Source organism: Streptomyces sp. HUAS TT11, assembly GCF_051553595.1.
In the GTDB taxonomy this organism is placed as follows: Bacteria; Actinomycetota; Actinomycetes; order Streptomycetales; family Streptomycetaceae; genus Streptomyces.
The window spans coordinates 9,230,522-9,257,171 of the sequence record NZ_CP196184.1 but is presented as its reverse complement, the minus strand read 5'-3'; the positions used below and the strand labels follow the sequence as shown (position 1 = coordinate 9,257,171).

20 protein-coding genes and 2 pseudogenes are annotated in these 26,650 nt (G+C 67.1%); 14 read left to right on the top strand and 8 right to left on the bottom strand.

What is annotated here, in order from left to right:
• Window positions 1-48 precede the first annotated feature (48 nt).
• Window positions 49-936, bottom strand: a complete 888-nt coding sequence (locus ACSHXN_RS41730) for a haloalkane dehalogenase (protein WP_438306267.1) — start codon at window positions 934-936, stop codon at window positions 49-51.
• Between the two features lie 918 nt (window positions 937-1,854).
• Here ACSHXN_RS41730 and ACSHXN_RS41725 point away from each other — a divergent pair.
• The 3 genes from ACSHXN_RS41725 to ACSHXN_RS41715 all read left to right on the top strand — a co-directional run bounded on the left by ACSHXN_RS41725 (window position 1,855) and on the right by ACSHXN_RS41715 (window position 10,051).
• Window positions 1,855-2,223, top strand: a complete 369-nt coding sequence (locus ACSHXN_RS41725; protein ID WP_355140439.1) for a GNAT family N-acetyltransferase — start codon at window positions 1,855-1,857, stop codon at window positions 2,221-2,223.
• Between the two features lie 483 nt (window positions 2,224-2,706).
• A complete protein-coding gene (locus tag ACSHXN_RS41720) occupies window positions 2,707-5,637 on the top strand; it encodes a helix-turn-helix transcriptional regulator (RefSeq protein ID WP_438306265.1) in 2,931 nt (976 codons plus the stop codon).
• Between the two features lie 385 nt (window positions 5,638-6,022).
• Window positions 6,023-10,051, top strand: coding sequence for a carboxypeptidase regulatory-like domain-containing protein (locus ACSHXN_RS41715; RefSeq protein ID WP_438306263.1), 4,029 nt, complete (start codon window positions 6,023-6,025; stop codon window positions 10,049-10,051).
• A gap of 279 nt (window positions 10,052-10,330) precedes the next feature.
• Here ACSHXN_RS41715 and ACSHXN_RS41710 read toward each other — a convergent pair whose 3' ends face one another.
• Window positions 10,331-11,257 (bottom strand): LysR family transcriptional regulator, encoded by a 927-nt coding sequence (locus ACSHXN_RS41710; protein ID WP_438306261.1) that lies wholly within the window; start codon window positions 11,255-11,257, stop codon window positions 10,331-10,333.
• Window positions 11,258-11,507: 250 nt separating this feature from the next.
• On the opposite strand from ACSHXN_RS41710, the gene ACSHXN_RS41705 reads away from it, so the two are divergent.
• Together ACSHXN_RS41705 and ACSHXN_RS41700 are read left to right on the top strand one after the other, a co-directional pair.
• Window positions 11,508-12,065: a VOC family protein gene (locus ACSHXN_RS41705; protein ID WP_438306259.1), complete on the top strand. Its 558-nt coding sequence runs from the start codon at window positions 11,508-11,510 to the stop codon at window positions 12,063-12,065.
• A gap of 203 nt (window positions 12,066-12,268) precedes the next feature.
• Window positions 12,269-12,736: an ester cyclase gene (locus ACSHXN_RS41700; RefSeq protein WP_438306257.1), complete on the top strand. Its 468-nt coding sequence runs from the start codon at window positions 12,269-12,271 to the stop codon at window positions 12,734-12,736.
• A 1,321-nt stretch (window positions 12,737-14,057) separates the two neighbouring features.
• On the opposite strand, the gene ACSHXN_RS41695 is transcribed toward ACSHXN_RS41700, so the two are convergent.
• Window positions 14,058-14,792, bottom strand: a complete 735-nt coding sequence (locus ACSHXN_RS41695) for a TetR/AcrR family transcriptional regulator (protein WP_438306255.1) — start codon at window positions 14,790-14,792, stop codon at window positions 14,058-14,060.
• Window positions 14,793-14,925: 133 nt separating this feature from the next.
• Between ACSHXN_RS41695 and ACSHXN_RS41690 the strand changes: the two genes are divergently transcribed.
• The 5 genes from ACSHXN_RS41690 (at window position 14,926) to ACSHXN_RS41670 (ending at window position 18,574) form a co-directional block, all read left to right on the top strand.
• A complete protein-coding gene (locus ACSHXN_RS41690; protein ID WP_438306253.1) occupies window positions 14,926-15,474 on the top strand; it encodes a carboxymuconolactone decarboxylase family protein in 549 nt (182 codons plus the stop codon).
• An 84-nt stretch (window positions 15,475-15,558) separates the two neighbouring features.
• On the top strand, window positions 15,559-16,380 hold the full coding sequence (locus ACSHXN_RS41685; RefSeq protein WP_438306251.1) for an isocitrate lyase/PEP mutase family protein: 822 nt from the start codon (window positions 15,559-15,561) through the stop codon (window positions 16,378-16,380).
• A gap of 60 nt (window positions 16,381-16,440) precedes the next feature.
• Window positions 16,441-17,088, top strand: coding sequence for a nitroreductase family protein (locus ACSHXN_RS41680; protein ID WP_438306249.1), 648 nt, complete (start codon window positions 16,441-16,443; stop codon window positions 17,086-17,088).
• Between the two features lie 53 nt (window positions 17,089-17,141).
• A complete protein-coding gene (locus ACSHXN_RS41675) occupies window positions 17,142-18,059 on the top strand; it encodes an NADP-dependent oxidoreductase (RefSeq protein WP_438306247.1) in 918 nt (305 codons plus the stop codon).
• 131 nt (window positions 18,060-18,190) lie between these two features.
• On the top strand, window positions 18,191-18,574 hold the full coding sequence (locus ACSHXN_RS41670) for an MmcQ/YjbR family DNA-binding protein (protein WP_438306245.1): 384 nt from the start codon (window positions 18,191-18,193) through the stop codon (window positions 18,572-18,574).
• A 450-nt stretch (window positions 18,575-19,024) separates the two neighbouring features.
• On the opposite strand, the pseudogene ACSHXN_RS41665 reads toward ACSHXN_RS41670, so the two are convergent.
• A pseudogene (locus ACSHXN_RS41665) lies at window positions 19,025-19,129 on the bottom strand (LuxR C-terminal-related transcriptional regulator); the annotation flags it as partial.
• On the opposite strand from ACSHXN_RS41665, the pseudogene ACSHXN_RS41660 reads away from it, so the two are divergent.
• Window positions 19,121-19,259, top strand: a pseudogene (locus ACSHXN_RS41660) (ATP-binding cassette domain-containing protein); the annotation flags it as partial. The pseudogenes ACSHXN_RS41665 and ACSHXN_RS41660 sit on opposite strands and share 9 nt — an antisense overlap.
• 389 nt (window positions 19,260-19,648) lie before the next feature.
• Here ACSHXN_RS41660 and ACSHXN_RS41655 read toward each other — a convergent pair.
• The 3 genes from ACSHXN_RS41655 to ACSHXN_RS41645 form a co-directional block, all read right to left on the bottom strand.
• On the bottom strand, window positions 19,649-19,780 hold the full coding sequence (locus ACSHXN_RS41655; RefSeq protein ID WP_355140406.1) for a hypothetical protein: 132 nt from the start codon (window positions 19,778-19,780) through the stop codon (window positions 19,649-19,651).
• Between the two features lie 375 nt (window positions 19,781-20,155).
• Complete coding sequence (locus ACSHXN_RS41650) at window positions 20,156-20,332, bottom strand: hypothetical protein (RefSeq protein WP_355140898.1); 177 nt, start codon at window positions 20,330-20,332, stop codon at window positions 20,156-20,158.
• 27 nt (window positions 20,333-20,359) lie between these two features.
• Window positions 20,360-20,671, bottom strand: coding sequence for a VOC family protein (locus tag ACSHXN_RS41645; protein WP_355140896.1), 312 nt, complete (start codon window positions 20,669-20,671; stop codon window positions 20,360-20,362).
• An 894-nt stretch (window positions 20,672-21,565) separates the two neighbouring features.
• Here ACSHXN_RS41645 and ACSHXN_RS41640 point away from each other — a divergent pair.
• From ACSHXN_RS41640 to ACSHXN_RS41630, 3 genes are all read left to right on the top strand, one after another.
• Window positions 21,566-22,807, top strand: a complete 1,242-nt coding sequence (locus ACSHXN_RS41640; RefSeq protein ID WP_438306243.1) for a cytochrome P450 family protein — start codon at window positions 21,566-21,568, stop codon at window positions 22,805-22,807.
• Window positions 22,808-22,885: 78 nt separating this feature from the next.
• Window positions 22,886-23,113 carry a helix-turn-helix domain-containing protein gene (locus ACSHXN_RS41635; protein WP_355140892.1) on the top strand — a complete coding sequence of 76 codons (228 nt, stop codon included), beginning with the start codon at window positions 22,886-22,888 and terminating at the stop codon, window positions 23,111-23,113.
• Window positions 23,114-23,952: 839 nt separating this feature from the next.
• Entirely contained in the window at window positions 23,953-25,086 is a 1,134-nt protein-coding gene (locus ACSHXN_RS41630) for a lactonase family protein (RefSeq protein WP_355140890.1), read from the top strand.
• Between the two features lie 520 nt (window positions 25,087-25,606).
• On the opposite strand, the gene ACSHXN_RS41625 is transcribed toward ACSHXN_RS41630, so the two are convergent.
• Complete coding sequence (locus ACSHXN_RS41625) at window positions 25,607-26,434, bottom strand: isocitrate lyase/PEP mutase family protein (RefSeq protein WP_355140888.1); 828 nt, start codon at window positions 26,432-26,434, stop codon at window positions 25,607-25,609.
• Between the last annotated feature and the right edge of the window lie 216 nt (window positions 26,435-26,650).

The following is a 26,650-nucleotide window of genomic DNA, read 5'->3' as shown; positions in this document are numbered from 1 at the left end:
AATCGGCTCGTGGGAGGCAACGCTCGGCGCCTTGAAGCGGGGCAGGCATCAGCCCAGGGTCCCCAACCAGTCGGCGATGGCCTGCCCGATCTCGTCCGGCGAGTCTTCCTGGACGAAGTGGATCCCCGCGACCGTCACCTCGGTCTGCGCCGGCCACCCGCGGACGAAGTCGAGCAACCAGTCGCTGGCGAGGATCGCACCGGGGTCGGCCTTCAGGAACAGCTTGGGCACATCGCTCATCGCCAGCCAGTCCGCGTAGGCGGCGGCGATCGCAGTCACGTCGGCGGGCTCGCCGTCGATGGGAATCTCCCGGGGCCACGTCAGGGTCGGCCGACGCCCCTCGCCGGGCTCGGCGAACGGCCGTCGGTATTCCCCCATTTCCTCGGTGGACAGGGTGCGCAGCACGGCATGTGGCAGCACCTGCTCGATGAAGAGGTTGTCTCGCAGGATCATCGCCTCGCCGGCCTCGGAGCGCAGTTCCTGCAAGAGTGAGCGCTTTCCCATCTTGTCCCAGTGGTCCCAGGTCTGCGGCCGCACGATCGCTTCCATGTACGCGATGCCCTTCACCGCCTCGCGGTGACGGTTGGCCCAGTCGAAGCCGAGGGCAGAGCCCCAGTCATGGACGACAAGGGTGACCTGCTCATGCACACCCAGAGCCTCGAGCAAGGCGTCGAGATAGCGGCGGTGCTCGACGAAGCGATACGAACCGGGGCCGCTGTCAGGCAGCTTGTCGGAATCACCCATGCCGATCAGGTCGGGTGCGATGCAACGACCTCGCGACTGCAGGTACGGCAAAACGTTGCGCCAGAGGTACGACGAGGTGGGATTGCCGTGCAGCAGAACGATGGGGTCGCCATCCCCGATCTCCACGTACGCCATCTCGCTGTCGAGAACCCCGCGGCGCTGCTTCTGGTACGGAAAGGTCGCGGAGATCATGCTGGCTTCTCCCTTATGTAGTAGCCGAGGTCATCCGCCGCATAGGTCACAGATCCCGGGTGTCGGACCCTGCACGCACGTTACTTTGTGTTGATTCAGAGTAGCAATGAGTGACCATCACTGTCTGGGGCGAGTCGGGCGTTCGGCCGAACGTCGCACGGGAGATACCGATGAGCGAGGCTGCGGTCGCCCATCCGGATCCAGGCTGGTGACCGCCCATCAACCTTCCGGGTGTGGCGGTGAGGACGGCAGTGCAGTACGCGACCAGCGGCCAGGGTTGCCGCCGGGACCGTCGGTGAGCCAGAAGTTATCGCCCAGGGGCACCAGTTCGTGCGTGTTTATCACCTCGACGGCGGCCTTGCCGCTGAGCGGGCTCGTGCGCACGTTCGGTCAGGTGGTGGCGGAACCGATCCGCCTCGCCCTGCCCGTCACCGCCTAGGGTGACGACGGCCAGGTCCGGTGCCAGGTAGCCGCCGCTCCATTCCACGAAGGTCTCCTGCCCGTCGAACCCAAAGGCTTCGACGGGCAGAGGAAAGAGCACGTCCCCGCCGGAATGGCGGTGGAAGGAGACATCCGCCTGCCCGTGGTCGACGCACAATGCAGCGCGCACCACGAGCCCTGATCATGCGCGTTGCCGGACTCTGGCTTTCGCGGGCGTGACCGCCGGATCCAGGTGGCTGGTCAGGATGCGGTAAGCATGGCACAGAGCGGCGCCAGGTTTCCGGATAGGGCGGCCGCGAGTTCGCGGGCCTCGTTCGTCTTCGGTCGGTGGTCCCGAGCAGTCCTCAGTTACTGAACGGACCATCGAGTCCAATTTACCCATGCGTTTGCAAGTAACGAAGCGCCATACTGGACTTGAAGGTCCGAAGTGGGCCTGTTCGAATGGTCGGCGTGACGACACATTGGAGGGGTAAGGCTATGAGCAGCGAAGAGCAGGTGCCGGTAACCGAGCAGCTGATCGACAACATCGATCAAGGCCGCTTTGAGCTCTGCCGCGACGACGACCTGGTCGGCTGGCTCTACTACACCCGCTTGAAGCCCAACCGGTACGCTCTTCGGCACACTGAGGTCGAGACGAGTCATCAGCACCAGGGTATGGCGGGCGCGCTGGTGCGGCGGGTGTTCGACGAGATCCGCGCTCGCGGGGGCACGATCACCGCAATCTGCCCCTTTGTGGTCGACTACCTCTCGCGAACGACCGCCTATGCCGATCTGGTCGACGCCCGACACCCGGGCTACTCCGATCGTGCTGCTGCCGAGTCGGCGCGAGTGGCGGCCGGTGGCTGAGATTACCGGGCCGCAATCAGGTGTCCTTCGAGGGAGCCCCATCGCGGCGTCACGACGTGATGCCTCGAGCTCCTGGTGGCGGAGTACGGCGACCCAGCCGTAGGCCAGGGTGATTCGGCACGGCTGGCCAACGCCGTTGCGCTCAACCCTTCCCGATCGCCCGTAGCGTCACGACATGGGTAAGAAGCGAAGTCCACCCGACGCTAACGTCCGGTCTCGAATGCGCGAGCTGGCTTTGGGTGCACCAACTGGACGCCCGGCTGAAGCCCGCCTCTCAACCGGTGATCGCGACTTGGACAGCCATCGCGCAAGGGATTGGTGCCTCTGGGCTAACGCGGCCGGACACGAGGGCGGATGTGGGCCCAAGCAAAGGGGTCGATGAGTGGAAAGACTGATGAAGGCGGTGGTTGGGGAGACCGTCGTGGAGAGGCTACGAGCGAGGCGGTAGTCAGTATCGAGTGGCCCCTGGGGAAAGGCGAGCGGGTGCAGCGAACTGCGGGATCGGGCGGGTCCGGCGCGAGTGATCCCCCCGGCAGTCCGCGGTTCGTCGGCAGGCGGGCCGAACTGACCTCGTTCACCGCTGCGTTGACTGGCCCCGCGACGCTCGTCCTGGTCGAGGGCGAGGCGGGAATCGGCAAGAGCCGCCTGGTGCGGGAGGCGCTGAAGGCCTCGGACATCCACAGACCGCGTTTCCTGACGGCCGTCTGCCCACCGTTCCGTGAGGCGCTGACCCTCGGCCCGGTCGTGGAGGCCCTGCGCCACGGCAGCATCTCTCTCGCCGACCTGCGGCTCTCGGCGCTGGCGGGCACCCTGCGTCCGCTCTTCCCGGAGTGGGCGGGCATTCTGCCGTCGCCGCCGGAGCCGCTGGCCGACGCCAGCGCGGCCAGGTTCCGGCTGCTGAGCGCGCTAGCGGACCTTCTGGCGGGCCTCGAGGTCGAGGTGCTGGTCGTGGAGGACGTGCACTGGGCCGACGAAACCACCCTGGACTTCCTGGTGCTGCTGGCCTCCCGCAGCCCCATGCCGCCGACCCTGGTGCTGACGTACCGTCCAGAGGACGTGGAAGCCGACTCGTTGCTGCTGCGGCTGTCGTCGCGGCTGCCCGCGGGCGGCCAGGTGCGGATCCACCTGGGCGGGCTGCCGGTGCCAGCGACGGCCGAACTCGTCTCGTCCATGCTGGACGACGAACCTGTCTCCGACGCCTTTGCGGCGTTCCTGCACGAGCGCACCGAGGGGGTGCCACTGGCCCTGGAGGAGTGCGTGCGGCTACTCAGGGACCGCACGGACGTCGTCCGCCAGGGCGGTGAGTGGGTGCGGCGGACGCTCGGCGACATCGCCGTACCGCCGACGATCCGGGACGCCGTCGCCGAGCGCGTCGTACGGCTGGGGCGCGATGCGCAGCAGGTGCTGCTGGCCGCCGCCGTCCTGTCCGACCCGGTGGAGGACACCGTGCTGGCCTCTGTCGCCGGACTACCGGAGCAGCGGGCGGCGGCGGGGCTGGAGGAGGCGCTGTCCAGCAGCCTGCTGACCGAGGACGCCTCCGGCCGGGTCGCCTTCCGGCACCGGTTGGCGGCCAGGGCGGTCTACGACAGGGTGGCGGCCGCCGCACGCCGCAGGGCGCATCGCCGGGCCGCGCAGGTCCTGGCGGAGGAGGCCTGCCCACCGGTGGACCGGCTCGCCCGCCACTTCCGGGAGGCGGGCGACACCGTCCGATGGCGACGGTACGCCGAGCAGGCCGCCGACCTGGCCTTGGCGTCGGGCGACCATCTGGCCGCCGTCACCTCGCTGCACGCACTGATCACCGACCCCGGATGCCCGGCAGCGGACGTGGCACCGCTGGTACGGAAGATGCCGCTGCACGCCTTCACGGGCTACTCCCGGCGCGACGAGGTCGCCGCCACGCTGCGCGCTCTCCTGGACGGCGGCACCCTCGGCGGGCCGGAACGCACGGAACTCAGGGCGCAGATCGCCAGGATGCTCATCTACAGCGGGGACCACGCGGCAGCGGCGGCCGAACTGGAACGGGTGGTCCCCGAGCTGACCGACCGGACGTACCCGGTGATCTGGGCGATGACCGCGCTGGGTGTGCCGGTCGGCGCTTCCTGGCCGGTGCAGGTGCATCTGGGTTGGCTGGACCGCGCGGAGCGGGCCCTGGAGCAGTCGTCCGTCACGCCGGTCGAGCGGCTCTCCTTGGTGGTCGACCGGCTGACCGCCCTGCTGGACCTGGGCGAGGAGCGGGGAGTGGCACTCGCCGACGGGCTGGGGACCGACGAGTCGAATCCACAGATCGCGCAGCACCTTGCCCGCGGCGCGCTCAACGCGGGCCACGGTGTAATGAAATACGGGCACTACGCGGACGCACGCCGCCGGCTCAGGGCGGCCGTGGACATCGCCGGCCGCCACGACTACCAGCGCCTGAAGGACATGGCGGTCGTCACCCTGATCCACCTGGACTGGTATGCCGGGCGCTGGGACGGCCTTGAGGACCGGCTCGCCGAATGGCTGGACGTGGACGGTGAGCCGCTGATTCGCGTGGACGCCCGGCTGGTGCATGCCCGCCTGCGCGCCGCACGCGGGCAGGGGCAGGCGTCCGTGGAGGCGGACCTGCGGGCGGTGCGCGACGAGTGCGTGCGCCGCGGACTGACCGACATCGCGGTCGAGGCGTCCGGAGCCCTGGCCAGGCTGGCGCTGACCGCGGGCGCGCTGAACGAGGCACTCGCGCTCACCGAGGAGCCGGTGGCCCGCCTCACCCGCAAGGGACTGTGGCTGTGGGCCGTGGACGTGGTCCCGCCACGGGTCGCGGCACTGGCCGGGACGGGCGCGCAGGCGGAGGCGGAGCTGCTGACCGCCGGGTTCGAAGAGGGGCTGCGAGGCCGCCGCCGACCACGGCTGGTGGCGGCGCTGCTGATGTGCCGGGCGGCGGTTCGCGCGGGGCGGCAAGAGTTCCCGGAGGCGGCCGCTGCGTGGGAGGAGGCGGCGCGTGCGTGGCAGGCGCTGCCCGCGCCCTACGAGGAGCTGCGCTGCCGTGAGAATCGCGCGCAGTGTCTGCTGGCGGCCGGCCGGCGGGAACAGGCCGGCAGCGAGCTGGAGTACGTACGGGGGGAGTTCAGCCGACTGGGCGCCGGGCGCGACGCCGAACGAGTGCTGCGTGGGCTGCGCGCGAGCGGCGTGGCGCACCGCGTCGTGTGGCGCGGCGGGCGACGGGGATACGGCGACCAGCTGTCGCCGCGCGAGCTGGAAGTGGTCGGACTGATGCTCGAGGGCCTGACCAACCGTGAGATCGCCGCCGCGCTGTCGCGCTCTCCCAAGACGGTGGCGGCGCAGCTCAATTCGGCGATGCGCAAGCACCGGGTGTCGACGCGGACGGCGCTGGCCGTCCGGATCACCCAGGAGCGGACGACCGCCGAGGAGACCTGACCGGTGGGGCGGTTCCGGGGTGGTGTACCCACCGCAACCGCCCCGTCTTCGCAGTTCTTTAGGTCATCTGCCTAATCGCTACGGGCGTTCGGCTTGTGGATACTCGCGTTTGTCGGATGACGCGGCCCTGTCAGCGGGCCCTCGAGGAATGGTGTGGATGAGTACTCCAGAGCGGCCCTGTTCCATCCCCGACGACTCGGTTTCCGCCGAATCCGGCGTCGCAAACAAACCGTTGTCCGCCTCGGACCCCAGCGAAGCGGAGCCCGCGCCGGACCCGGGACCGACAGGCGAACGCACTAACGGCTACGAGCCGTTGTAGTTCCGCGCAGCCCACCACCTGTACGGCACACGGCCCGATCCCACCCTACGAAAGGGTTTCCTCTCCATGTTCAGACGTGGGCGCACAAGCGCACCTGTCTCGGCGCTGCTGGCCGCCTGTCTCGGCCTCGGCATGCTGATAGCCGGCCCAACATCGGCCCTGGCGGCCTCTCCCGCACAGAGCGCGACGGTCCAGGCCTCGTCCCAACAGCGGGCGGACGCCGCCCACCTGGCGGTGCCGCCCCAACTCGCCTCCGTCCCGCCCGCCTACACCCCGGCCGGCTGCAACGCACCCGATCCCTCCGGGGACGGCGCGCGCTGCCAGGCGATGATCGCCACCAACTCCGAGCATCGGGTCATGGCGAACGCCGACGGACCGGCGCCCACCTCTCTGACGCCAAAGGACATCCGGGACGCCTACCGCCTCCCCGACGGCGGCGAGGGCCAGACCGTGGCCCTGATCGACGCCTTCGGATACTCCAAGGCGGAGGAAGACCTCGCCCACTACCGGGAACAGTTCGGGCTGCCGGAGTGCACCTCCGCGAACGGCTGCTTCCGCAAGGTCGACCAGCGCGGCGGCACCGACTACCCGACAGACAACGCCGGTTGGGCCGAGGAGACCGCCCTCGACCTCGACGCGGTCTCCTCGGCGTGCCCCAAGTGCCACATCCTGCTGGTGGAGGCCGACATCAACAGCGTCGACGATCTCGGCGAGGCTGCCGAGACCGCCGTCCGGCTCGGCGCGAAGTTCGTGTCCAACTCCTACGGTGTCCCCGGTGAGTTCCCCGAGGAGACGGGGGCGACCTACTACGACCACCCGGGCGTCGTCATCACCGCCTCCTCCGGTGACGCCGCGGGGACGGTGCTGTGGCCGTCCTCCGACCCCAACGTCGTCGCGGTCGGCGGCACCAGGCTCACCCGCGCCCCGGAGACCGACCGGGGCTGGACCGAGGCGGCCTGGAACGGGGCGGGCAGCGGCTGCTCGCTGTACGAACCGCAGCCCGCGTACCAGGCGGATCTGGCGACCGACTGCGCCATGCGCGCCACCGCGGACATCGCCGCCGACGCCGACCCGGCCAGCGGCCTGGCCGTGTACGACACCCTGGGCGAGGACGGCTGGCTCCAGGTCGGCGGCACCAGCCTGGCCTCGCCGCTCGTCGCGGCCATGTACGCCCTCGCCGGCACCCCGGCCGAGGATGCGCACCCCGTCACGTACCCGTACGCCGACCAGGGCAACCACGTCTTCGACGTGACCCGGGGCAGCAGCGGCACCTGCGCCACCGTGCTCTGCGACGCGGGACCCGGTTGGGACGGCCCGACCGGCCTCGGCACCCCGAACGGCGTCGAGGCGCTGAAGCAGGCACCGAACGGCACGGTCACCGGCCACGTCACCGACCAGGCCACCGGCGCTCCGCTGTCCGGAGCGAGCGTCGTGCTGACCGGCAAGGACAACGGACTCACCTTCCACGGCACCACGGACAGCTCCGGCGCCTACCATGTGTCGGCCGCGGCCGGCGCCTACGGTGTGACGGCGAGCCGGTACGGTTACGGCACCTCGAGCCCCGAGGACGTGACCATCGCCCTGAACAGCACCCGTAGCCTGGACGTCTCCCTGGCCAAGGTACCGAGCCAGAAGATCACCGGAAAGATCACCGACGGGTCGGGCCACGGCTGGCCGCTGTACGCCAAAATCACCGTCGCCGGCTACCCGGACGGCCCCGTCTACACCGACCCGAAGACCGGCACCTACTCCGTCGAGCTGCCGCGGCAGGCCGACTACACCCTCCACGTGACGCCGGTCTACCCGGGCTACGAGACGACCACCGCGCAGGTCTCCGTCGGCACCTCCGACGTACGGCGTGACGTGAGCCTCGGCGCCGACCTGAAGCAGTGCAGCGCGCCCGGCTACGCCTACGCGGCCCAGGCCGACTTCGAGAACTGGTCCGGCACGGCTTCTCAGCACGGCTGGACGGCCGCCGACAACGGCGCCTCCGGACACGCCTGGGAGTTCGACTCCCAGCAGTGGAACCTCACCGACGGCACCGGAAAATTCGCCGCGGCCGACCCGTTCGACCACGACGGCGCGGCCGAGGACGCGGTACTCACCACGCCCGCCATGGACCTAACGCACAACACGGAGAGCCTGCAGTTCGACACCGCGTTCCTCGGGAACGCCGACACCTCCGCGGATGTCGCCCTCAGCACCGACGGCGGCGAGACGTGGGCATCGGTGTGGCACCAGGGCGGCGACGGTGTCGAGGTCCGGGACCACGTTTCCCTCCCGCTGACCGCCGCACGCGGCCACGACGACGTCAAGATCCGGTTCCACTTCACGGGCAAGGGCCAGACGATCTGGGAGCTCGACAACATCACCGTGGGCACCTGCGCCCCGGTCGCCGGCGGCCTGGTCTCCGGCACCGTCCGCGACGGCAACACCGGCCTACCGATAGACGGCGCGACCGTAACCCCCGTCGGCCAGGCCGAGAGCACCGTCAGCACGGCGACCACCCCGAACGACCCGAACCTGTCCGACGGCTTCTACTGGATGTTCCGCAAGGACCCCGGCAAGCACACGTACACCACGGCGGCCAACCGGTACACCACCGCGACCACCAGCGCCACCACCGCCGCAGACGCGGTCACGACCCATGACATCACCCTGCGCGCCGGGCAGCTGAAGGTCACCCCGGCCACGGTCCTGCTCAGCGGCCGGATCGGGGACCACTCCGGGAGGACGAGCGGCACGGTCACCCTCACCAACACCGGGCTCGCTCCACTACACATCACCCTAGGTGAGCAGAACACTGGCTACACCACGCCCGACGGGAGGGACCCGGCCCTCGGCAAGGGCGCCCCGCGGCAGTATGTGAAGGGCACCTTCCCGACCGGCCCGATCACCAAGGGCGCGGGCGCCCACACGCCCCCGGCACCGGACCCGGCGGGCGGCACGGTCCCGACGCCGGACAGCTGGCAGTCCCTGCCCAACTACCCCGAACAGATCATGGACAACGCCATCGCCGGCCACCAGGGCAAGACCTACTCGCTCGGCGGCACGGACAAGCTCTTCGGTGGCAGCCTCACGGCGCATTCCTACGTGTACGACCCGGCCACCACCGCCTGGAGCCGGATCGCCGACCTGCCGCAGGCACTGGCAGCCCCCTCGGCCGCCTTCGTCGACGGCACGCTGTACGAGACCGGCGGCTGGGCCCTCAGCCCCGACGGCACCAAGGCGCTGGACGTCAAGGCGACCTACGCCTACGACACCGCGAAGAACACCTGGTCCCGGAAGGCCGACCTGCCCACGGTCCAGGGCTCGGCGGCCACCGCCGTGCTCGACGGCCAGCTGTACGTCATCGGCGGCTGCTCCGCGGAGTGCACGGCACCGGAGTCGGTGGTCTACCGATACTCCCCGCAGTACGACCGGTGGACGCGGGTGGCCGACCTCCCCGTGGCCGCGCAGTGGAGCGCGTGCGCCGGGCTAGGCCACGAGATCGTCTGTGCCGGCGGCGTCACCCGTAGCCCGGAGGACCAGGTCAGCCTGAGCAGCACGTACGCCTACAACCCGCACACCGACGTTTGGACCCGGCTCGCGGACCTGCCGCACAGCCTGTGGGGCGGTGTGGCCAACGGCGCCAACGGCGAGCTCCAGGTCGCCGGCGGCGTGGTGCCCAACGGCGGGGGTTCCAGCGCCACCAACGAGACCCTGCAGTACGACCCGGTGACCAACACATGGCGCAACCTGCCCAACGCCCCGTCGGCGATCTTCCGTTCCAGCAGCTCCGGCTGCGGCGTCACCGAGGTCGGCGGGGCGTCGTTGCGCGGGTTCATCCCCGTGGGCACGGTCTTCGCCAGTTCCCTGCCGGGCTACACCCAGTGCGGCGGCGAGCAGGTCTCCTGGCTCTCGGAGAACAGGACCTCGATCGTCCTCGCTCCGGGGCAGTCGGCGCGGGTGCGGATCTCCGGCGACGCTACCGTGCTCACCGACCCCGGTAACTACCGGGCTGACCTGGACCTCACCACCGACAGCCCGTACGTCTACAAGCCGGTCGCGGTCACCTTCCACGTAACCGAGTCCCTGCATCACCGCAGAAGCTGACGACCTCTCGAATCCGGCATCCGGAGCACAGTGACCAGGACGCTCCCGGCCCTCCCCGGCCGGGGGCGTCCCCATGTCGCGGTCCGGCGCACGTCACTGCGCCTGCGGCCGGTCTTCGTGTACGTCGAGGGCTGACATCCGCCGCCTGCACAGCAGCCTCGGCTACCGCAGCCCCACCGACGACGAAGCTGGTCTCACAGTCTGACCGACGCAACCACCCTGTCCGCCAGACCGATCAAGCCCAACTGGTCGAACGCACGGTAGGAACAGGGAGAGCCGTCACACGGGTGGTTGGCGCTCCGTGGCGAGTCCGGCGACCTCGTCGCGCATGGCTTGGAACATGGCTCTCGCTCGTGCCGACGCGTCGGTGGCCGTGACCATCACGGTCTCCCTCTTGAATACGAGCGCGGGATCTTCGACACGCAGCCACTTCACGCCCTGCGGGACAGTGTCCGCAGCCAGCCCGGGCATGACCGAAACCCCCAGTCCTGCGGCAACGAGCCCCAGGCGCGTCTGCCAACTGTGTGCCTCGTAGGCCACGCGCGGAGCTTCAAGGGTGGGCCAGGCGCCGAACCGGGGCCCGCCTTCCTCGCCGGCTCCCACGATCCACGCCTCCTGCGCCAGGTCGTCGACGTGCACCTCCTCCCGGGAGGCCAGCGAATGGGCCGTGTGGACGGCCACCCCTATGCCGCGGCCCGTGCGTACGACCTCGACGCGTAGCCCGGTGAAGTCGTAGTCCGGGAGTCCTTCCCCGATTGCCACTACGGCCACCTCGAGGCGCCCCGCGCGAAGGCGGCGCAGCTGGGCGGGGCTGCCCGCCTCCCACAGGCCCACGGTGAGGGCCGGGTGCGCCTTTTGCAGGCGCGCGATGGCTCTGGGGACCAGCACGGCCGCCGCCGTGGGGTACGCGCCGACGGCCAGGCGGCCCGCGAGACGGTCGCGGAGCCCGGCGATCTCCAGCTCCACCGCTTCCGCATCTGCGATCATGCGGCGCGCGTACCGCAGCAGCGCCTCCCCCGACAGCGTCGGCCGGACTCCACGGGCATGCCGCTCGAACAGCGGGGCCCCCACCGCGGCTTCCGTGGCGATGATCTGGCGCGAGACTGCGGACTGGGTGTAGCCGAGCGCCTCGGCCGCCGCGGTGAAGGACCCGCGCTGAGCGACTTCCAGCGTGACTCGCAGGCCCGTCAGCGTCAGTTCCGGCATGGCCCGACAATATGCGCGAATTACGGGGCAGGGCAAAGCACGACCCTCCACGCTGCACATGACGCGGCGACGCGACTGCGGGCAGGTGCCCGAGGCGTGCGAGGGGATGCGCTCAGGGACCTGGAGCGGGCGAACCGGCCCGTGAGGACGGGTCCTCGCGCCGCCCCATTCCAAAGCCATGCCTTTTTCGCATGGGAGCGATGAAAATGAATCGCTGGTGGAATGTCTTAGGCAGTGGAACGCTGTCTTCATGAAGGAAACAGTGCAGAAGAACACCGCGTTCGACCTCGCTCGCCCGGCAAACAATCAGTTGGCTCAGGGATTTTTTCAGTGGTGCGTCGTTACGCCCGATCTGGAGTCGAAGTGCGCCGAGCTGGAGCGCGTGTACGGCCTCGCGGGATTCTGGATTATGGAAGACGCCCCTCTGCTGGAGACGACCTACCGCGGTAAGACGATCGACCTGCGGGTGGACATGGCGCTGGGTTATATCGGCGACACCAATATCGAGGTCATCAGCCCCCGCCCTGAGGGGGACGCCAATCTCTACACCGAGTTCCTCGAGGAGCAGCCGGGAGGCGGCCTTCACCATCTGGGCTTCCAGGTACATGACTTCGATGCGACGGCTGCAGACTTGACCGCCAAGTTCGGCCCTGCCGCGCAAGCAGGAAACTTCTCCACAGGCGGAAGCCATTTCGCTTACTTCGATTCCCGCCCGGTGACCGGGGCCTACACCGAGATCCTCTGGTTCGACACCGAGACCATTGCCTCTATGGCGGACCTGCGCGCCGGAAAGCCTCCGGTCGTTTGACCGGCCGTCAGCCAGGTCGCCGGCGCCCGCGGCATTTGTGACAGCAAAATCTACGGCGGCCTCCCCGAAGGATGATCCGAGTCCATCCTGCAGCATCTTTTGACCCACTTCAGGTTCACAGTGCGGCGCCAGCTTCGGCAGAGGCACGCCTCGGCGTGGCACGGCACCTTGACCCATCCGCGAGACGATCCAGAGGAAACAACATGGCTAATTTCATCTCCCCCGATGACACCCGCTACGACGAGCGCTCCCGCGCGCTCATCCGCATCGGCCGGGACGCCATCTCAAAGGAGAATCCGAGCGCACTGCGCGCTTACTTCAGTGAGGACTTCGAGTTCCACGGCCCCGATGGCGACCTCGGATTCGAGGAACTGTCAGGCTTCTTCAGCCAGATGCGCAACGCCTTCACGGACTACTACTGCGAGCGATATGAGATCGTCTCCACCGGGAATCTGATCGGTTGCCGGACGGAGATGGGCGGCATTTTCGAAAAGCCGTTCGATACGACGCCGGTGGGAACGGTGCAGCCGCACGGCAAGCAAGTGACGCTGACGCTGATCAACATGTTCCGCTATGACGAGGACGGCAGGCTGGCGGAAGAGTGGGTCCAGTACGACAACCTGGAGTGGCTGCGCCAGCTTGGCGTTGAACTCGCCCCCGCCTCTCGCTGAAGGCCCCGACCGTGCCGGTCCAGGACCCGTCTCGCGGGCCGTGCGTCGCGGTCGACAGGACGTTCGCCGCGACGATCCACGAGTGACCTGCCGATACGACCGCCGCCCCCGTCCAACGGGGGCGGCGGTCCACGTTCCCCGTTCAGCCCATGTGAGCTGCTTCGGTTTGGCGGACATCCGAGATCAGGGGTTGATCCCCGGAAGGATGTCCACCGTGGAGGTCGATCAGGGTGACGCGGCCTTCGGTCTTGAGTACGAGGTTGTCCAGGGCGGCACCGGCGCGGGCCTTCGCGGGCCTTGCCGGCTGCGAGGGTGAACATCACAGCGGCGGTGGTCGCAGTCCAGTCCATGCCCAGAGGCGAGTGGTGCGGATGGTAACCGGCAGCCAGCACCCGCATGGACTGCACGAGCAGGTAGACGGCGAGAAGGCTGAAGCCGACGCCGATCAGCTTGAGGGCGCGGCGCTGCCGGTCCTCGCCGGTCCTGGACACTCCCAGACCACCACGGTGGATGCACGGTCCCGCCAGAAACGTAGAGGACTCGCTGTCCGCCAGCCGCCGCGGCAGGATCGCCACATGTCCAAGTCACCCATGCCGAGGGCGACGATCTCCTCCGCCCGCTGGAGCGACCACTTCATCTGCGGATCTGACACCACCGCTTCGACACGTCGATCATGAGGTGGTTCGCGCGAGCCTGTCGAGGCTGTGTCGCCGACCACGCCCACCGCGGCCTTCCCGCCCTAGCGGGACATGCCAGTTGTGCGCCACGAGCCCGAGAGTTGCTTGGTGGACCGGAGCTTGTATCGATTCGTGACGAGGTACCGCCGATGAGGGTCTGCGCGAGCAGCGACCCTTGACCACGTAAGACGTCTCCACTCGGTCGGCGCTATTGAACAGTCCTGGTGCTTGGTCCGACGTGCGGGTGCACCAGGTTGGCAGGGTGGCTGCGGGAAGGTGAGGCAGTTGCCCTGCTTCATCTCACCGATCAGCGCAAGCCGCCCAGCGCCGCGCCGACGAGCCCGCTGAGGAGAACAGGCATGAGTGACAAGGCCGCCGTCGCACCGGACGGCTACTGCACGAACGAGGAGACCGTCTCGGGCACGCTCCGCAATATCACCGCCCGTGCGAGGGGCTTCATCACTTTTTCCCACCTGCATGGCCGCCGTATAGCCAAATTCCGGTGCGGCAAGGAGACCTCCCTCACTTCCGGGGGCGTCCTGTGCCGCCATACAGCCGCAGGAGCAGGGAAGCCGCGCCGTCCGCCGTACCGGGGCGGGCACAGCCCTGGCCGGCACCGCGGGCCTCGTCCTCAGCCGCCGGTCCTACCGCGAGAGGAGCCGCTCATGTCCACCGCCGACGCTCTCACGGTCAAGACGCCCTGCGGTCTCGCGCGTGCCGCCGCTGACTCCGGGTGCGATGACGCTGTCGTCGGGGGACGTCGCGAAGGTCTGCAGGTAGTCGATGGCTGTCTGCAGCGCATCTTTCAGCGGCGTGATGTTCCGTGCGACCTGGGCGAGGAGGGTGCCGCCCTGGAAGGCGGCAAGGAGCAGAGTGGCCAGCCGTGCGGGGTCTGCCTCCGTGCTGATGCGGCCGAGTTGCTGCATGCGTTCGATTCCCTCGCGGAAGATGTCCCTCCACTGGTCGAACGCATTTGCGAGCTCGTCGTGGACGTCGAGGTCCGTCTTGATGATCTCGCTCGCCAGGGAGCCGAGGCTGCAGCCTTCCTGGTAGGCGTGCTCATAGCCGATGTAGAAATCCGCCCACGCCCGAAACCCCTCGAGGCTGTCGAAGCGGGCGAACTGCTCACTGCGGTGGAAGGTGAGGACGCTCTCGGCCTGCCAGGCGATCACGGCCAGGACGAGGCTCTCCTTGGTCGGGAAGTAGTGGTTGAGCTGCGATCCACTGACGCCGGCGGCGCGGCGGAGCTGCTCGTTGTTCGTCGCGTGGACACCCTTGGCGTAGATGAGCTGCGCGGCGTGCTCCAGGATGCGGGCCCGCGTCGCCTGCCCCTTGCCGGTGAGCTTGTGGGGGTCCCGGGCTCCTGTAGTGGGTTTCATGCTTCCGAGGATACCTCGATTGGGCTTGACAGCCCAGTCACGGACAGTGTTCACTCAGGACTGGGCCGAACAGCCCAAAAATCTGCACCGCAACCCGGGCTGACGACACCCACTCACCGGAGGCTGATCCGCCATGTCACGACTGAACGCTCCCTCTGCCGACGACGCCCCCGAAGCGGCGCAAGGCATCCTGGACAACGTCGGCGCACAGTTCGGCTTCGTCCCGAACATGTTCATGACGCTCGCGTCGAACCCGACCGTCCTCGACGTCGTCATGACGCTGCAGGGCTCTTTGAGCCGGGTTCTGGACGCGAAGACGCGGCACACCATCGCGCTCGCGGTCTCGCAGGCCAACGGTTGTGATTACTGCCTGGCGGTGCACTCGTACGTGTCATCGGAGTTCGGCGGTATGTCGAGCGAGGACATCGACCTGGGCCGGGCGGGGAGTTCGGTCGACCCGAAGCGCGCCGCGGTTGCTCGCTTCGCGCAGCAGGTGGTGGCCACTCGCGGGCAGGTGAGCGACGCCGACCTGGCGGCTGTGCGAGGCGCCGGATACACCGACCCGCAGATCCTGGCGATCGTGACGGTCGCGGTCGCAGCGCAGCTCACCAACTTCATCAACAACGTCAACCAGACCGACATCGACATCCCCGCCGCCAGCTCGGTCGCTACGTCCGGCTGATCGCGCGAACCCCCGTGACGGGCCGCGCACGCGGCCCGTCACCCCCTCTCACCGATCCGATGATCTTTCAAGGAAGGGCTTCACGTGCCGGGCTCTGAGCTCTACGAGAAATTCATGGCGCTGCACACCCGCGATGGCGGGTTCGTCATGCCGAACGCCTGGGACGGCCTGTCGGCGTTGATGCTGGCCGATGCCGGTTTCGAGGCGATCGCGACATCGTCGGCGGCACTCGCCTTCACGCTCGGCCGCCTCGACGGGCGCCACGAGGTCACCCGCGAGGAGCACCTGGAGCATGCGCGGCTGCTCGGCCGGCTCACCGGGCTGCCCGTCAACGGAGACTTCGAGGACGGCTACGGCGACACGCCGCAGGACGTCGCTGCGACCGTGGAAGCCGCCGTGGCATCCGGCCTGGCCGGGATCGGGATCGAGGACACCTCGGGCAATCCCGATCAACCGATCCGGGACTTCGACGACGCGGTCAACCGCGTTCGCAGCGCCGTCGACGCGGCCAAGGGACGCATCGTCGTCACCGGCCGCACCGACAACTTCATCCAGGGCCGGCCCGATCTCGACGACACCATCCGGCGTCTGACGGCCTTCGCCGAGGTCGGCGCGGATGTCCTCTACGCCCCGTTCCCACCCGACCGCGATGCCCTCGCCGCGATCGTCACCGCCGTCGCACCGACACCCGTCAACGTCCTCATCTCACCGGCGGACAAGGTGCTGACCGTCCCGGAGCTGCAAAAGATCGGGGTCAAGCGGATCAGCTTGGGTCCGATGCTCTACGCGAACGCGTTGGGGGCCCTCGAACACGCCACCAAGGCCCTCGTCGCCGGTGACCTCACCACCGCGACGACAGGCATGAGCTTCGACCGTATCGGCGCACTGCTCGCCGGCAAGAAGTAGCCCGAACCCTTAAGAATCACTACCCATCAACCACTGATCGTAAGAAGAAGGCAGACTGACATGAACCTCGACAAGCTCATGAGCAAGCACCTCACCAGGTACTTCGACCCCAGCAAGACCATTCCGGAAGAGACCCTTCAGAAGTTGCTGCGGTTCCTGCGCTCCACGCCGACATCGGTGAACGTACAGCCCAACCACTTCTACGTCCTCGCCACGCCCGAAGGAAAGAAGCAGCTCGCCGACAACCTGGGCGAACGATTCCAGGACAACGCCGAGAAGATCCTGAACGCCTCGCACACCATCATCCTCACCACCCGGGCAGACGTGCCCGACAGCCACCTCGAAGCCGTGTTCACCAAGGAGAAGGCCGACGGCCGGTTCCCCGACCCGGCAAAGCAGCAGCTGTGGGAATCCATGACCCGAGACTTCCTCAACCTGCGCAACTACGGCTACAAGGACCTCAACCACTGGATGGAGAAGCAGACCTACATGGCGGTAGGCCTGACCATGATGGCCGCCGCCGAACTCGGCGTCGAAGCGACCCCGCTGGAGGGATTCGACCCCACCAGCGTCGACAAGGCCTTCAAGATCCGCGAGAGCGGACACAGCACGACGGTACTGCTGGCCCTCGGCTACCCCGACCCAGCCAAGGTGTACACCACCCCGATCTCCCGCTTCGACCACGACGAGCTGTTCACCTTCATCTAAAAAGGCCACCCGGAAACCACAACCCACCACACACGAGGAAAGGAACCATCCCGATGAAAGCCATTGTGGTCACCGACCAGACCGCGGGAACAGCCGGAATGACACTGACGGAGCGGCCCGAGCCACGCGCAGCGATCAACGACGTCATCGTCCAGATCCATGCCTCGGGCTTCGTCCCCACCGAGATGGAATGGCCATCGACCTGGACCGATCGCGCCGGCCACGACAAGACACCGTCGATCCCCGGCCACGAGCTGGCCGGAGTGGTCACCGCCCTCGGCTACGGCACGACCGGCCTGTCCCTCGGGCAGCGGGTGTTCGGCCTCGCCGACTGGCACCGCGACGGCACCCTCGCCCAGTACGTGGCGATCGAAGCACGCAACCTCGCACCGCTGCCCGGCGACGTCGACTACACGACAGCCGCATCCCTGCCCATCTCCGGCCTGACCGCGTGGCAGGGGCTGTTCCAGCACGGCCGCCTCCAGGCCGGCCAGAGCGTCCTCGCCCACGGCGCAGCCGGCGCAGTCGGAACGATGGTGACCCAGCTCGCACGGGAGGCCGGCGCCTACGTCATCGGCACCGGACGCGCCGCCGACCGGACCAAGGCACTCGACTTCGGCGCGCACGAGTTCGTCGACCTCGACAACGACGCCCTCAAAGACGTCGGGAGCGTCGACCTGGTCTTCGATGTCATCGGCGGCGACGTCCAACAGCAGTCCGCCGCCCTGATCAAGCCCGGCGGAACACTGGTGTCCATCGTCGGCCCCGTCGAAGCACGGCCCGCCGACGGCCTGGCAGTGGACTTCGTCGTCGAAGCCGACCGCGCCGACCTCGGCGAGATCGTGCAACGGGTACGCGACGGACGGCTGCGGACCAACATCGGCGACATCGCGAGCCTCGACGACGCCGTCGGCGCCCTCAACCCGACCACGCGACGCCACGGCAAGACCATCATCCGCGTCCTGCCGTAACAAGGCGGACGGCCACCGCCCAACAGGCAGGTCACAGGCCTGATCGACGCCCCGGTCAGGCCACCGGCCCGCGCACGTATCCGAACCACCACACGCACCAGGCACCCGGACCGACACAGGAGCTGATCACCATGGACGGGCAAGAACTGCAGAAAATCGCAGACGGTTTCACCGCGGATCTGCCCGGCACCGACCACGAGCACCGTTCCGACCCCAGCTGGGACCTCTACAAGGTGGGCGGCAAGGTCTACATGCTCATGACCGACATGCCGGGACGCCCCGTCGTGATCCTGAAAGCCGATCCGGACGACGCCGCAGCCCTGCGCGAGCAGTACACAGGCATCACCCCCGGCTACCACATGAACAAAACACACTGGATCACGGTCGACGGCGCAGACACCATCGACGAGAAGCTCGTGAAGGAACTCGTCACCGACTCCTACCGTCTCGTCGTCGCCGGGCTCCCCAAGTCCAAGCAGCCCATCAACCCACACACCCACAACCACCGGACCTGACCGAGCACTGCGACGGGCATCCGCCCGGCGCAGACGAAACAGGAACCATCGCCGTTCCAGTCCGTCGGGGGTGTTCCACATCGCGACCAGACGACTCGCGAACTCGACGACGGACTCTCGGTGACTCTCAAGGGTGTTCGCATAACGACCAGGAGACCCATCTCGTCAACACCGCCCGCACAACATCGAGCGTGCACGCTCCATTCGGGCAGCTCAACGAGGTCCCGCTCGACACCGGTAAGGCGGAGCGGGGCTGTTCGGAACAGAGACAATGGGCCTAGCGCGGCTGCTTCAGCGAGCCGTTCTCAGTAAGAAGAGTGCGAGGAGCGGCCGCAGAGCGGGCGGCGGCACAACAGTAACCTCGGCAGAAACGCGGTTAGCTAAACCGCGAGGAGAAGCAGCGTGTCGCCGCATGGCTCGCCAGCCGCGAAGCCTGAGGGGCGGCAGCGGTCAGATCAGGCCCGCCCGGTAGACCAGCAGGGCGATCTGGACGCGGTTGGTCAGGTCGAGCTTAGCCAGGATGTGGGAGACATGCGCCTTTACCGTCGGGATGCTCAGACTGCGGGACGCCTCGTTCCGCCTGCCCGCCGGCCGCGTCTGCGCCCTGGTCGGACCCGACGGCGCCGGCAAGACGACGCTGTTGTCCCTCGCCGCCGACCTGATCACGCCGACCGCGGGGTCCATCACGCTCTCCGGCCACCGGCCGGGCAGCGCCAGGGTCCGGCAGAGCTCGAGCGGGCCGATAGGGTAAGCCCCCCTCTCGCGCCATCCTCGAGGCTGCCGCTCCAAACCGTGTCCAGCCACACCGACGGTGCACCCGAACGGACACGAAGAAGCCCCAGCCGGTCCGGGGGACGTACAGACTGGGGCTTCTCGTGCAAGGCGGTCGCTTCAGCGCACCCATTGCCGCCCTGCTGTCCTGGTGTACCTGCCCACCGACAAGCTGAGAACTCACCAGGACTGATCAATAGCGTCGGACGGCCGAGACGTCTTACGCCGAGATGAAGGTCTTTGATGACTGGCGTCGCGGCCGGGCCGTGCGCAGCGGAGCGGGGAAGCGCCGGGCTTGTCCGGTCAGGTGCCGAGTCGGCGACGCAGCATTGCGACTTCGTAGCGCGGCTCCAACAGCACGACGTCCTTAGCCCGCTGGACACGGGAGAGCAGGAGGAGCAGACCGAGGATGCGGAGGAAGTCGAGGTAGATCACGCGGAGCACCGCACCGTTCGAGCATGCCGTGATCAGGCGCAGGTCCCGAACTCCCAGGTCGAATCAGGCACGAGAGTTATGGCACCCCACACGCTTGTGGGTGCAGGGCGAGTTAGCCAACAAGTTCTACAGCGGGTTCGTCACCACCGCGACCACCCACGGCGGCCAGGAGTCCACGCATGCGGCCCGTACAGCACGATCCACCGCTTCGGCGGCCTGGTCGTGTCGCTGGGCAACACCGAACGCGACCAGAACCCGTAACGCCACGTGGCGCAGGTGGCCGCAGCGCTCAAGGCCGGCCTCTCCCCCTGACGCACCCCGTACGACTCCCCCCCCGCCGAAACCGGCCGGGGTAGGCGTTTCTCCGCGGTGCGCTCACAGCACTTGTTTGCCGTACATCTCACCGAGCGGGTCGGCGATGAGTTCGATCCGGGCGCCGTCGGGGTCTCGGAAGTAGACCGAGACCCCGCTGTGTACCGCGTGCTCGACGCCAGCCTGCTCGAGTCGAGCGACCAGTGCGCGCCAGCGCTCCGGCCCGACCGAGATCGCCACATGGTGCAGGCCGCCCAGGACTTCGGCTTACGGGCCCACGTCGAGCCCGGGGAAGTCGAAGAAGGCAAGCAGGTTGCCGTTGCCGAGGTCGAAGAAGAAATGTGAGGACCCCGGATAGTCGCGGTTCTCGATCAGCTCCGTTAGCGGGAAGTCCAACACCCCCTGGTAGAACTCGATGGTGCGCTCCACATCGCCGCTGATCAGCGCCGTGTGATGCAGCCCGCGTGCTGACGAGGCGGGCCTCTCGCCACTCGGCCGCAGATGTTTCTCCCGGACACAGCGGCGCTCCGCATCGATGGCGGGTGGCTCAGGCTGCACGTCGTCCGGCGTCTTCATCATCGCTCTCCTCACCAAAGTGCTGGGTAGCGTGCCCTCCCGAGACCAGCATCGCGGCCCGCGCCACGCCGGTCATCCACGGGTGCCGTCCTGTTCGTCCAACTCGCTGAAAACACGACGAGAGACGTACCGATCGCAATCCGGCAGAACGTCACCCTTGTCGACTCCGAGCAGGTAGTGACGGTGTTCGTGGGACCGGACATCTCACTGATTGAGGCACCGGACGCTTGTGCTGCCAATCACCAGCACTTGCCGGTGCCGGACGAACAGGAGCGGTCCTGCCGGACCCAGGAGCGACTGAGCGCCAGGAGACACCGTTGCCGAACAGTTTGACCTGGCCGATACGGCAGGCGCACGCAAATAAGCCATTCGCGAAATTTAGGCTACTCCACCAGAAAATTCATACGCGAAAAGTGCCGCCTCGCACCTCGTGGATCTAGTGTGGGCGACAGGGATCATGCAAACTTCTGAACCCGAAAAGGAACATTAATGCCACTCTCGCTGGGAGCGCTTCAGCGTGCACCAGGCGGTTAATGCCCAACCCCAGTCAGCACCAGCACACATGCTCTTCGGATGCTCTGACGATCATGAACTTCGACTCCCCCAACCGTCGGACGGCAGCAATGAGGTTTGGTCTACCCGAGTTGGACGGCGATAGCGAGTAAGCCTCGGTGGGCTACCGAGTAGCGACAGGTCGGCTGCAGGACTTCATGCCGCCGCCACTCAGTCCCCGAGCAAGGATCCACCTGCTAACAGATCGTCAATAACGCGGCCCTGAGCCGTTGCCCGAGCCAGTCCCGCCAATAGGAAATACCTGCCGTGAAGCGGCTCACCACAGGCCTGGCCCCCATGCCAAGAGTCCCGGTTCCGAGGGGGCACCTTGAAGGAGATATCCGTATGCATGAGAGCTCACTCGTACTCGACCCCACTGGTCGGCGTCGACAGAAGGAGGAAGAAATCCTGCACGCCGCCGACGGGCCGGTGCTCGTCGACATCCTTGGCGAGAAGGCGTGGGCCATAGGCCATCAGGAACTTCTCATGCAGCTCCTCACCGACGACCGTGTGTCCAAGGATCCCCGGCAGCACTGGCCTCGTTTCATCTCGGGCGAGATCGTCGGGAAATGGCCGCTGTACCTCCAGGTAGCGGTGAACAACATGTTCACCGCCTACGGAGGTGACCACCGCCGCCTGCGGCGTCTGGTCAGTCCGGCATTTTCCCCTCGGCGGACTGCACAACTCATCCCTTCTATCGTCGACAACACCGATCTCCTGCTCGACCAGATCGCTCAGTCACAGTCGGAGGTCGTCGATCTCCGGGAGACCTTCGCCGCGCAGCTTCCCGTCGCTGTCATCAGCGACATGCTGGGGATCCCGCAGGCTATGCGGGCCGAGTTCCGGAACGCCATCGACAGGATCTGGAATACGACCTCCAGCAGCGAGGAGGCGGTTCGTACCACTCAGGACGTGTACGCGCTGCTGCACAAACTCGTGGCGTACAAGCACGAATCGCCGGATGATGACCTGACGACGGCGCTGATCACCGCACGCGACGGTGAAGGTGGCGGAGCGGCCCTGCACAAGGAGGAGCTCGCCGACACTCTCTTGCTTGTCATCGCCGCCGGTTATGAAACCACCATCAACCTTCTCGACTCTGCTGTCACCTCACTACTGCTCAATCCTGACCAGCTGCGCATGGTGAGGAACGGAGCCGTGGAGTGGGCCGCTGTAGTTGAAGAGACCCTGCGCTTCGCTGCGCCGGTGAGTCACATCCCCATGCGGTACGCGGTCGAGGACATACCTTTGCCGACCGTGACCATCCGGAAGGGCGACGCCATCCTCGCCTCGTACGGAGCAGCCAGCCGTGACCCCCGCATACACGGCCAGACAGCTGAGACCTTCGACGTCACCCGCGCAGACAAGCGGCATGTCGCCTTTGGGCATGGCGTCCATTTCTGTCTCGGAGCGCCGGTCGCTCGCGCGGAGGCCACTAACTCCCTACCGCGTCTGTTCGCACGTTTCCCGAACATGCGCCTTGCCGTGGCCGCCGAGGACCTCGAGCCATTGCCCAGCATCCTCGGCAATGGTCACAAGACGCTGCCTGTGAACCTTGGGGTGTCATCGACTGTGCCAGCTAGGTGACCGCGCTCTTCTGCATCTGCCAGCGGCCTCTTGCGCCCGGAGTCGATCCGAGCGTAAAAACGGGCTGGAAGGTGCCTGATGAGACCCGCGACCCGACGCCAAGCCAACCACCATTCCGCGCGATCCGTCACGACCCGGGCGCAGATGATGTCCGCCTGTGAGCGCATGCCCGATTCAGGTGATGCCTTCTCCGAGAGCAGCGTTCAGCGGATCCTGGAGCAGGCGGGGGTGTCCCGGGCCATGTTCTACGCGTACTTCCAGAGCAAGTCGGACATCCTCGTGCGGCTCACCGACGATCTGCGTTAGTCACTGCTGGCGCTCGCAGCATCCGCAGCAGGATCGCCACATTTCTCAACAGGGCTTACGGAACACCATTCGGTGGGCGATACGGATTCGGTACAAACCGGGGTGGACACGTGATGGCATGTCATGGTCAGCGCGTCTGGCGGTCGCGACGCGCTCCCCACGGTGCGCCGCCTGCCGCTGAATGCTGGGGAGGGGCTGTACTCGCAGCCAGGTATACGCCACCTAGCGGCGATCGCCCGTATGAAATTCGACCCGGTCTGCCAGGTGCTCGATGATTCCCACACCACGTCCGCGCTAATCGCAGTCACGGCTGACGCTCGGATGGAGGGCGCGCGACCCAGTGTCGGCGACAGCCACGCCCAGGAGCCAGTTCGTCGACGATGAGCACGGCGGCGTCTCGTTCCTCACGGCCGATCTGCCACAGTCGTAGCAGATCATCGGTGAAGCGGCGCACTGTCCTCACGAGAGCTGCCTCGGTGTGAAGTGTCATCGCGGCGGATTACGACACCTTGCCGAAGCTTCCCTCCGAGCCTTCAACGCGGCGGAGGCGTTGTCGCACTCGCAGTCAGCCGCCGGGGACGAAACTGATGTGAGTCGTAGGGGTGTTGTTTGGCTATGCCGGTCGCGTGGCTGGGGCTCGTTGTGCTGTGTGGCTGGTCGGTGGGGTCATCAGCGGGGCTGCTCGCCCGGGAACTTCTTACGAAGGTGAGACGGCTGGGTAGGGCGTAGTAAGAATTCCTCGGCCGGGCGCTACCTATGTCTGTGCGAGGCCAGTTGGTGGCCTCCAGGCAGACACGGGCGACCGCACCGTGCTCGTTCAGAACGAGGAGTCCATACCTATGAAGAAGAGGCTCGGCCAGTTGGTCGCCACGACAGTTGCCACGGCGGCGTCGATGACGCTGTTTGTTGTCCCGGCATCGGCGAGTCCGCGGGACCACGACGCTGCTGTAATGCCGGTCTTCGTTCAAACGGACGCGGCGGACGGCAACACGATCGTGGCGTATGACCGCACGCCCAGCGGAGCGCTGACCCAGCGGGGTCTCTACGCCACCGGTGGACGGGGAGGCATCCTCGAAGGTGCCGTGGTGGACAACCTTGCATCCCAGGGCTCCCTGACCTACGACCGCACGCGTCGGCTGCTCTACGCAGTCAATGCCGGCAGCGACACCGTCACCGTCTTCTCCGTACGCGGTGACCGACTCGTACGACGCCAGGTCATTTCCTCCGGAGGGCACTTCCCGGTCAGCGTTGCCGTCCACGGCAACCTTGTCTACGTCCTGAACGCTCTGGACGGCGGAAGTGTGCAGGGCTACCTCAACATCGCCGGACACCTTGCCAAGGTGCCGTCCTGGCACCGGAGCCTGGGTCTGGATCCTGCCGCGGCACCGCAGTTCACCCACACACCGGGGCAGATCGGCTTCACTCCGGACGGCAGCAAGCTGATCGTCACCACCAAGGCCGGCGGCAACAGCATCGAGGTCTTCCCGGTCGGGCAGCTGGGCATCGCTGCACAGCCTGTCGTCACCACGGACCCCGGAGCCGTGCCATTCGGGTTCGCGTTCGATCACGCCGGACGGCTTGTGGTCACCGAGGCAGGACCGAACTCCGTGGCCACCTACGCAATCAGCCGCAACGCTCAGCTCACCAAGCTCGATACCCGGGCCACGGGGCAGGCGGCAACATGCTGGATCGCCGCCACAGGCGACCATGTCTACGCCGCCAACGCCGGCAGCGGCTCTCTGACCGGCCTGCGAGTAGGCCGCGATGGTGCGCTCACTTCGCTGAGCACGACCGCAACCGGCGCCGGCACGGTCGACGTGTCCATCTCCAGCGACAGCAAGTTCCTGTATGCCCAGACCGGAGCAGCCGGCGGCGTTGACGCCTTTCGCGTCAACACCAACGGCTCACTGACCAAGGTCGGCTCCGTGATTGTGCCCAGCGCCATCGGCGGCGAAGGCATCGTCGCCCTGTGACATGAGAACAACAGCCTTGGGGGGTGCCACAACCAAGGCACCCCCCAAGGCCCCGATACCGCAACAACCTGCCTGAACGGGGAGCCTGAGCCCCCTCCCAGTGTTCTGGTCGAAACCTGAAGGACCAAAGCTCTCGGCACGTGGCTCGCTCCAGGCATCGTCATGCGTCACGTGAAGCCTTACCCCCGGCGACCCAGCCGGCAACCTACGCACCTTCGAGGCCCTGAAACTGCAGATCCTGCCGAAGGCGGCGACCATGTCGCCGGGCAGGAGGGGCAAAGGACACACTCCTGTCGGGGCGGGCCGCGCCTTCGACGGACGGGACGCCGTGATCAGGCTCGGAGCGCAGGCCGATGCGCTTGTCCTATTCAAAGGTTTTCGTCGTGTGTACAGGAGCCGGCCGCTCGATTGGCCGGATAGCGCCTCTGCACCGCGACCACTGCTCCGTAGCTCCGTTCAAGGCACAAACTGGGCTGCCCGCCGCGTCACGGTTCTCACGCGGACACGGCAACTCTCGAACTTAGCCCTTGATGAGGTCGATGATGTGGCCGAAGTTGAGATTCGATGCCGGAGCTGCCAGGTCTCCCTTCGCAAGTTTCGCAGCAGCCTCCCGCGTAGCCCCGAGGGCATGTGTGTAGCCTGCGACTCCGAGGCTGATCCGTCGGACGCCGATCGCCTGGAGCTCCGTGAGCGTAGGCGGTGGGCCCTCAGCTGGGTCGATCAGGACATTGACGGGTTTGGGGGTGACGGCCCTGATAACGGCGCTGATAGAAGCCATGTCTGGCAGGGACGGGGCGTAGAGGACGTCAGCTCCTGCCTCGGCGTATGCGGTGAGGCGGCGAATGGTGTCATCGATGTCGGAAACTCCCCACAGAAGGTTGTCCGTTCGGCCGGTCAGGACGATTTGTCCGTGCGCTGCGGAGGCTGCTGCCTCGACGCGACTAACCGCATCATCGAAGTCACGAATCGGGTTCGAGGGGTCACCGGTAGTGTCCTCGATGCCGATGCCAGCGAGCCCGCGGGCAATGGCAGCGTCGACAGTGGCCCGCACATCTTCGGGAGTCTCGCCGTAGCCGTCTTCAAAGTCACCATTGATCGGTAGGCCACTCACTGACGTAAGCAGGACTGCATGGTCCAGGTGTTCGTCGCGGCTGACGGCGTGGATACCGTCGATCCGGCCCAGCATGGCAGCGAGAGTTGCCGAAGAAGTCGCGATGGACTTGAATCCGGCCTCCTTGAATAGCAAGGCTGAAGGGCCGTCCCATACATTGGGCATGATGAACGTATCGGGCCCACGGTGCAGTTCGGCGAACTGTTCGTAGCAGGCCTGGGCTGATGTGTCAGACATGTAGATTCGTCTTTTCTGACGGTGTGCGATCCGTGGGAAACGTGGAGCCTCTGTGGTGCCGGGCTGCTTATCTGACTCAAGGGAATGACGCCGGGACGGTTTAGGTCGGGCATCTGGGCCGAATGCTGCATCACGCAATGCCGGAAAGCAAGAAAGCACAACGAATGCTGTCATCGTCCGGTTGATTAGCGGCGATCCGCTGGTTCGTCTTACCAA

Bases quoted from the DNA above. Each gene is read 5' to 3' on its own strand.
- ACSHXN_RS41730 (WP_438306267.1), bottom strand. From the start codon at position 936: ATGATCTCCGCGACCTTTCCGTACCAGAAGCAGCGCCGCGGGGTTCTC.
- ACSHXN_RS41725 (WP_355140439.1), top strand. From the start codon at position 1,855: ATGAGCAGCGAAGAGCAGGTGCCGGTAACCGAGCAGCTGATCGACAAC.
- ACSHXN_RS41715 (WP_438306263.1), top strand. From the start codon at position 6,023: ATGTTCAGACGTGGGCGCACAAGCGCACCTGTCTCGGCGCTGCTGGCC.
- ACSHXN_RS41710 (WP_438306261.1), bottom strand. From the start codon at position 11,257: ATGCCGGAACTGACGCTGACGGGCCTGCGAGTCACGCTGGAAGTCGCT.
- ACSHXN_RS41705 (WP_438306259.1), top strand. From the start codon at position 11,508: ATGAAGGAAACAGTGCAGAAGAACACCGCGTTCGACCTCGCTCGCCCG.
- ACSHXN_RS41700 (WP_438306257.1), top strand. From the start codon at position 12,269: ATGGCTAATTTCATCTCCCCCGATGACACCCGCTACGACGAGCGCTCC.
- ACSHXN_RS41695 (WP_438306255.1), bottom strand. From the start codon at position 14,792: ATGAAACCCACTACAGGAGCCCGGGACCCCCACAAGCTCACCGGCAAG.
- ACSHXN_RS41690 (WP_438306253.1), top strand. From the start codon at position 14,926: ATGTCACGACTGAACGCTCCCTCTGCCGACGACGCCCCCGAAGCGGCG.
- ACSHXN_RS41680 (WP_438306249.1), top strand. From the start codon at position 16,441: ATGAACCTCGACAAGCTCATGAGCAAGCACCTCACCAGGTACTTCGAC.
- ACSHXN_RS41675 (WP_438306247.1), top strand. From the start codon at position 17,142: ATGAAAGCCATTGTGGTCACCGACCAGACCGCGGGAACAGCCGGAATG.
- ACSHXN_RS41670 (WP_438306245.1), top strand. From the start codon at position 18,191: ATGGACGGGCAAGAACTGCAGAAAATCGCAGACGGTTTCACCGCGGAT.
- ACSHXN_RS41645 (WP_355140896.1), bottom strand. From the start codon at position 20,671: ATGATGAAGACGCCGGACGACGTGCAGCCTGAGCCACCCGCCATCGAT.
- ACSHXN_RS41640 (WP_438306243.1), top strand. From the start codon at position 21,566: ATGCATGAGAGCTCACTCGTACTCGACCCCACTGGTCGGCGTCGACAG.
- ACSHXN_RS41635 (WP_355140892.1), top strand. From the start codon at position 22,886: ATGAGACCCGCGACCCGACGCCAAGCCAACCACCATTCCGCGCGATCC.
- ACSHXN_RS41630 (WP_355140890.1), top strand. From the start codon at position 23,953: ATGAAGAAGAGGCTCGGCCAGTTGGTCGCCACGACAGTTGCCACGGCG.
- ACSHXN_RS41625 (WP_355140888.1), bottom strand. From the start codon at position 26,434: ATGTCTGACACATCAGCCCAGGCCTGCTACGAACAGTTCGCCGAACTG.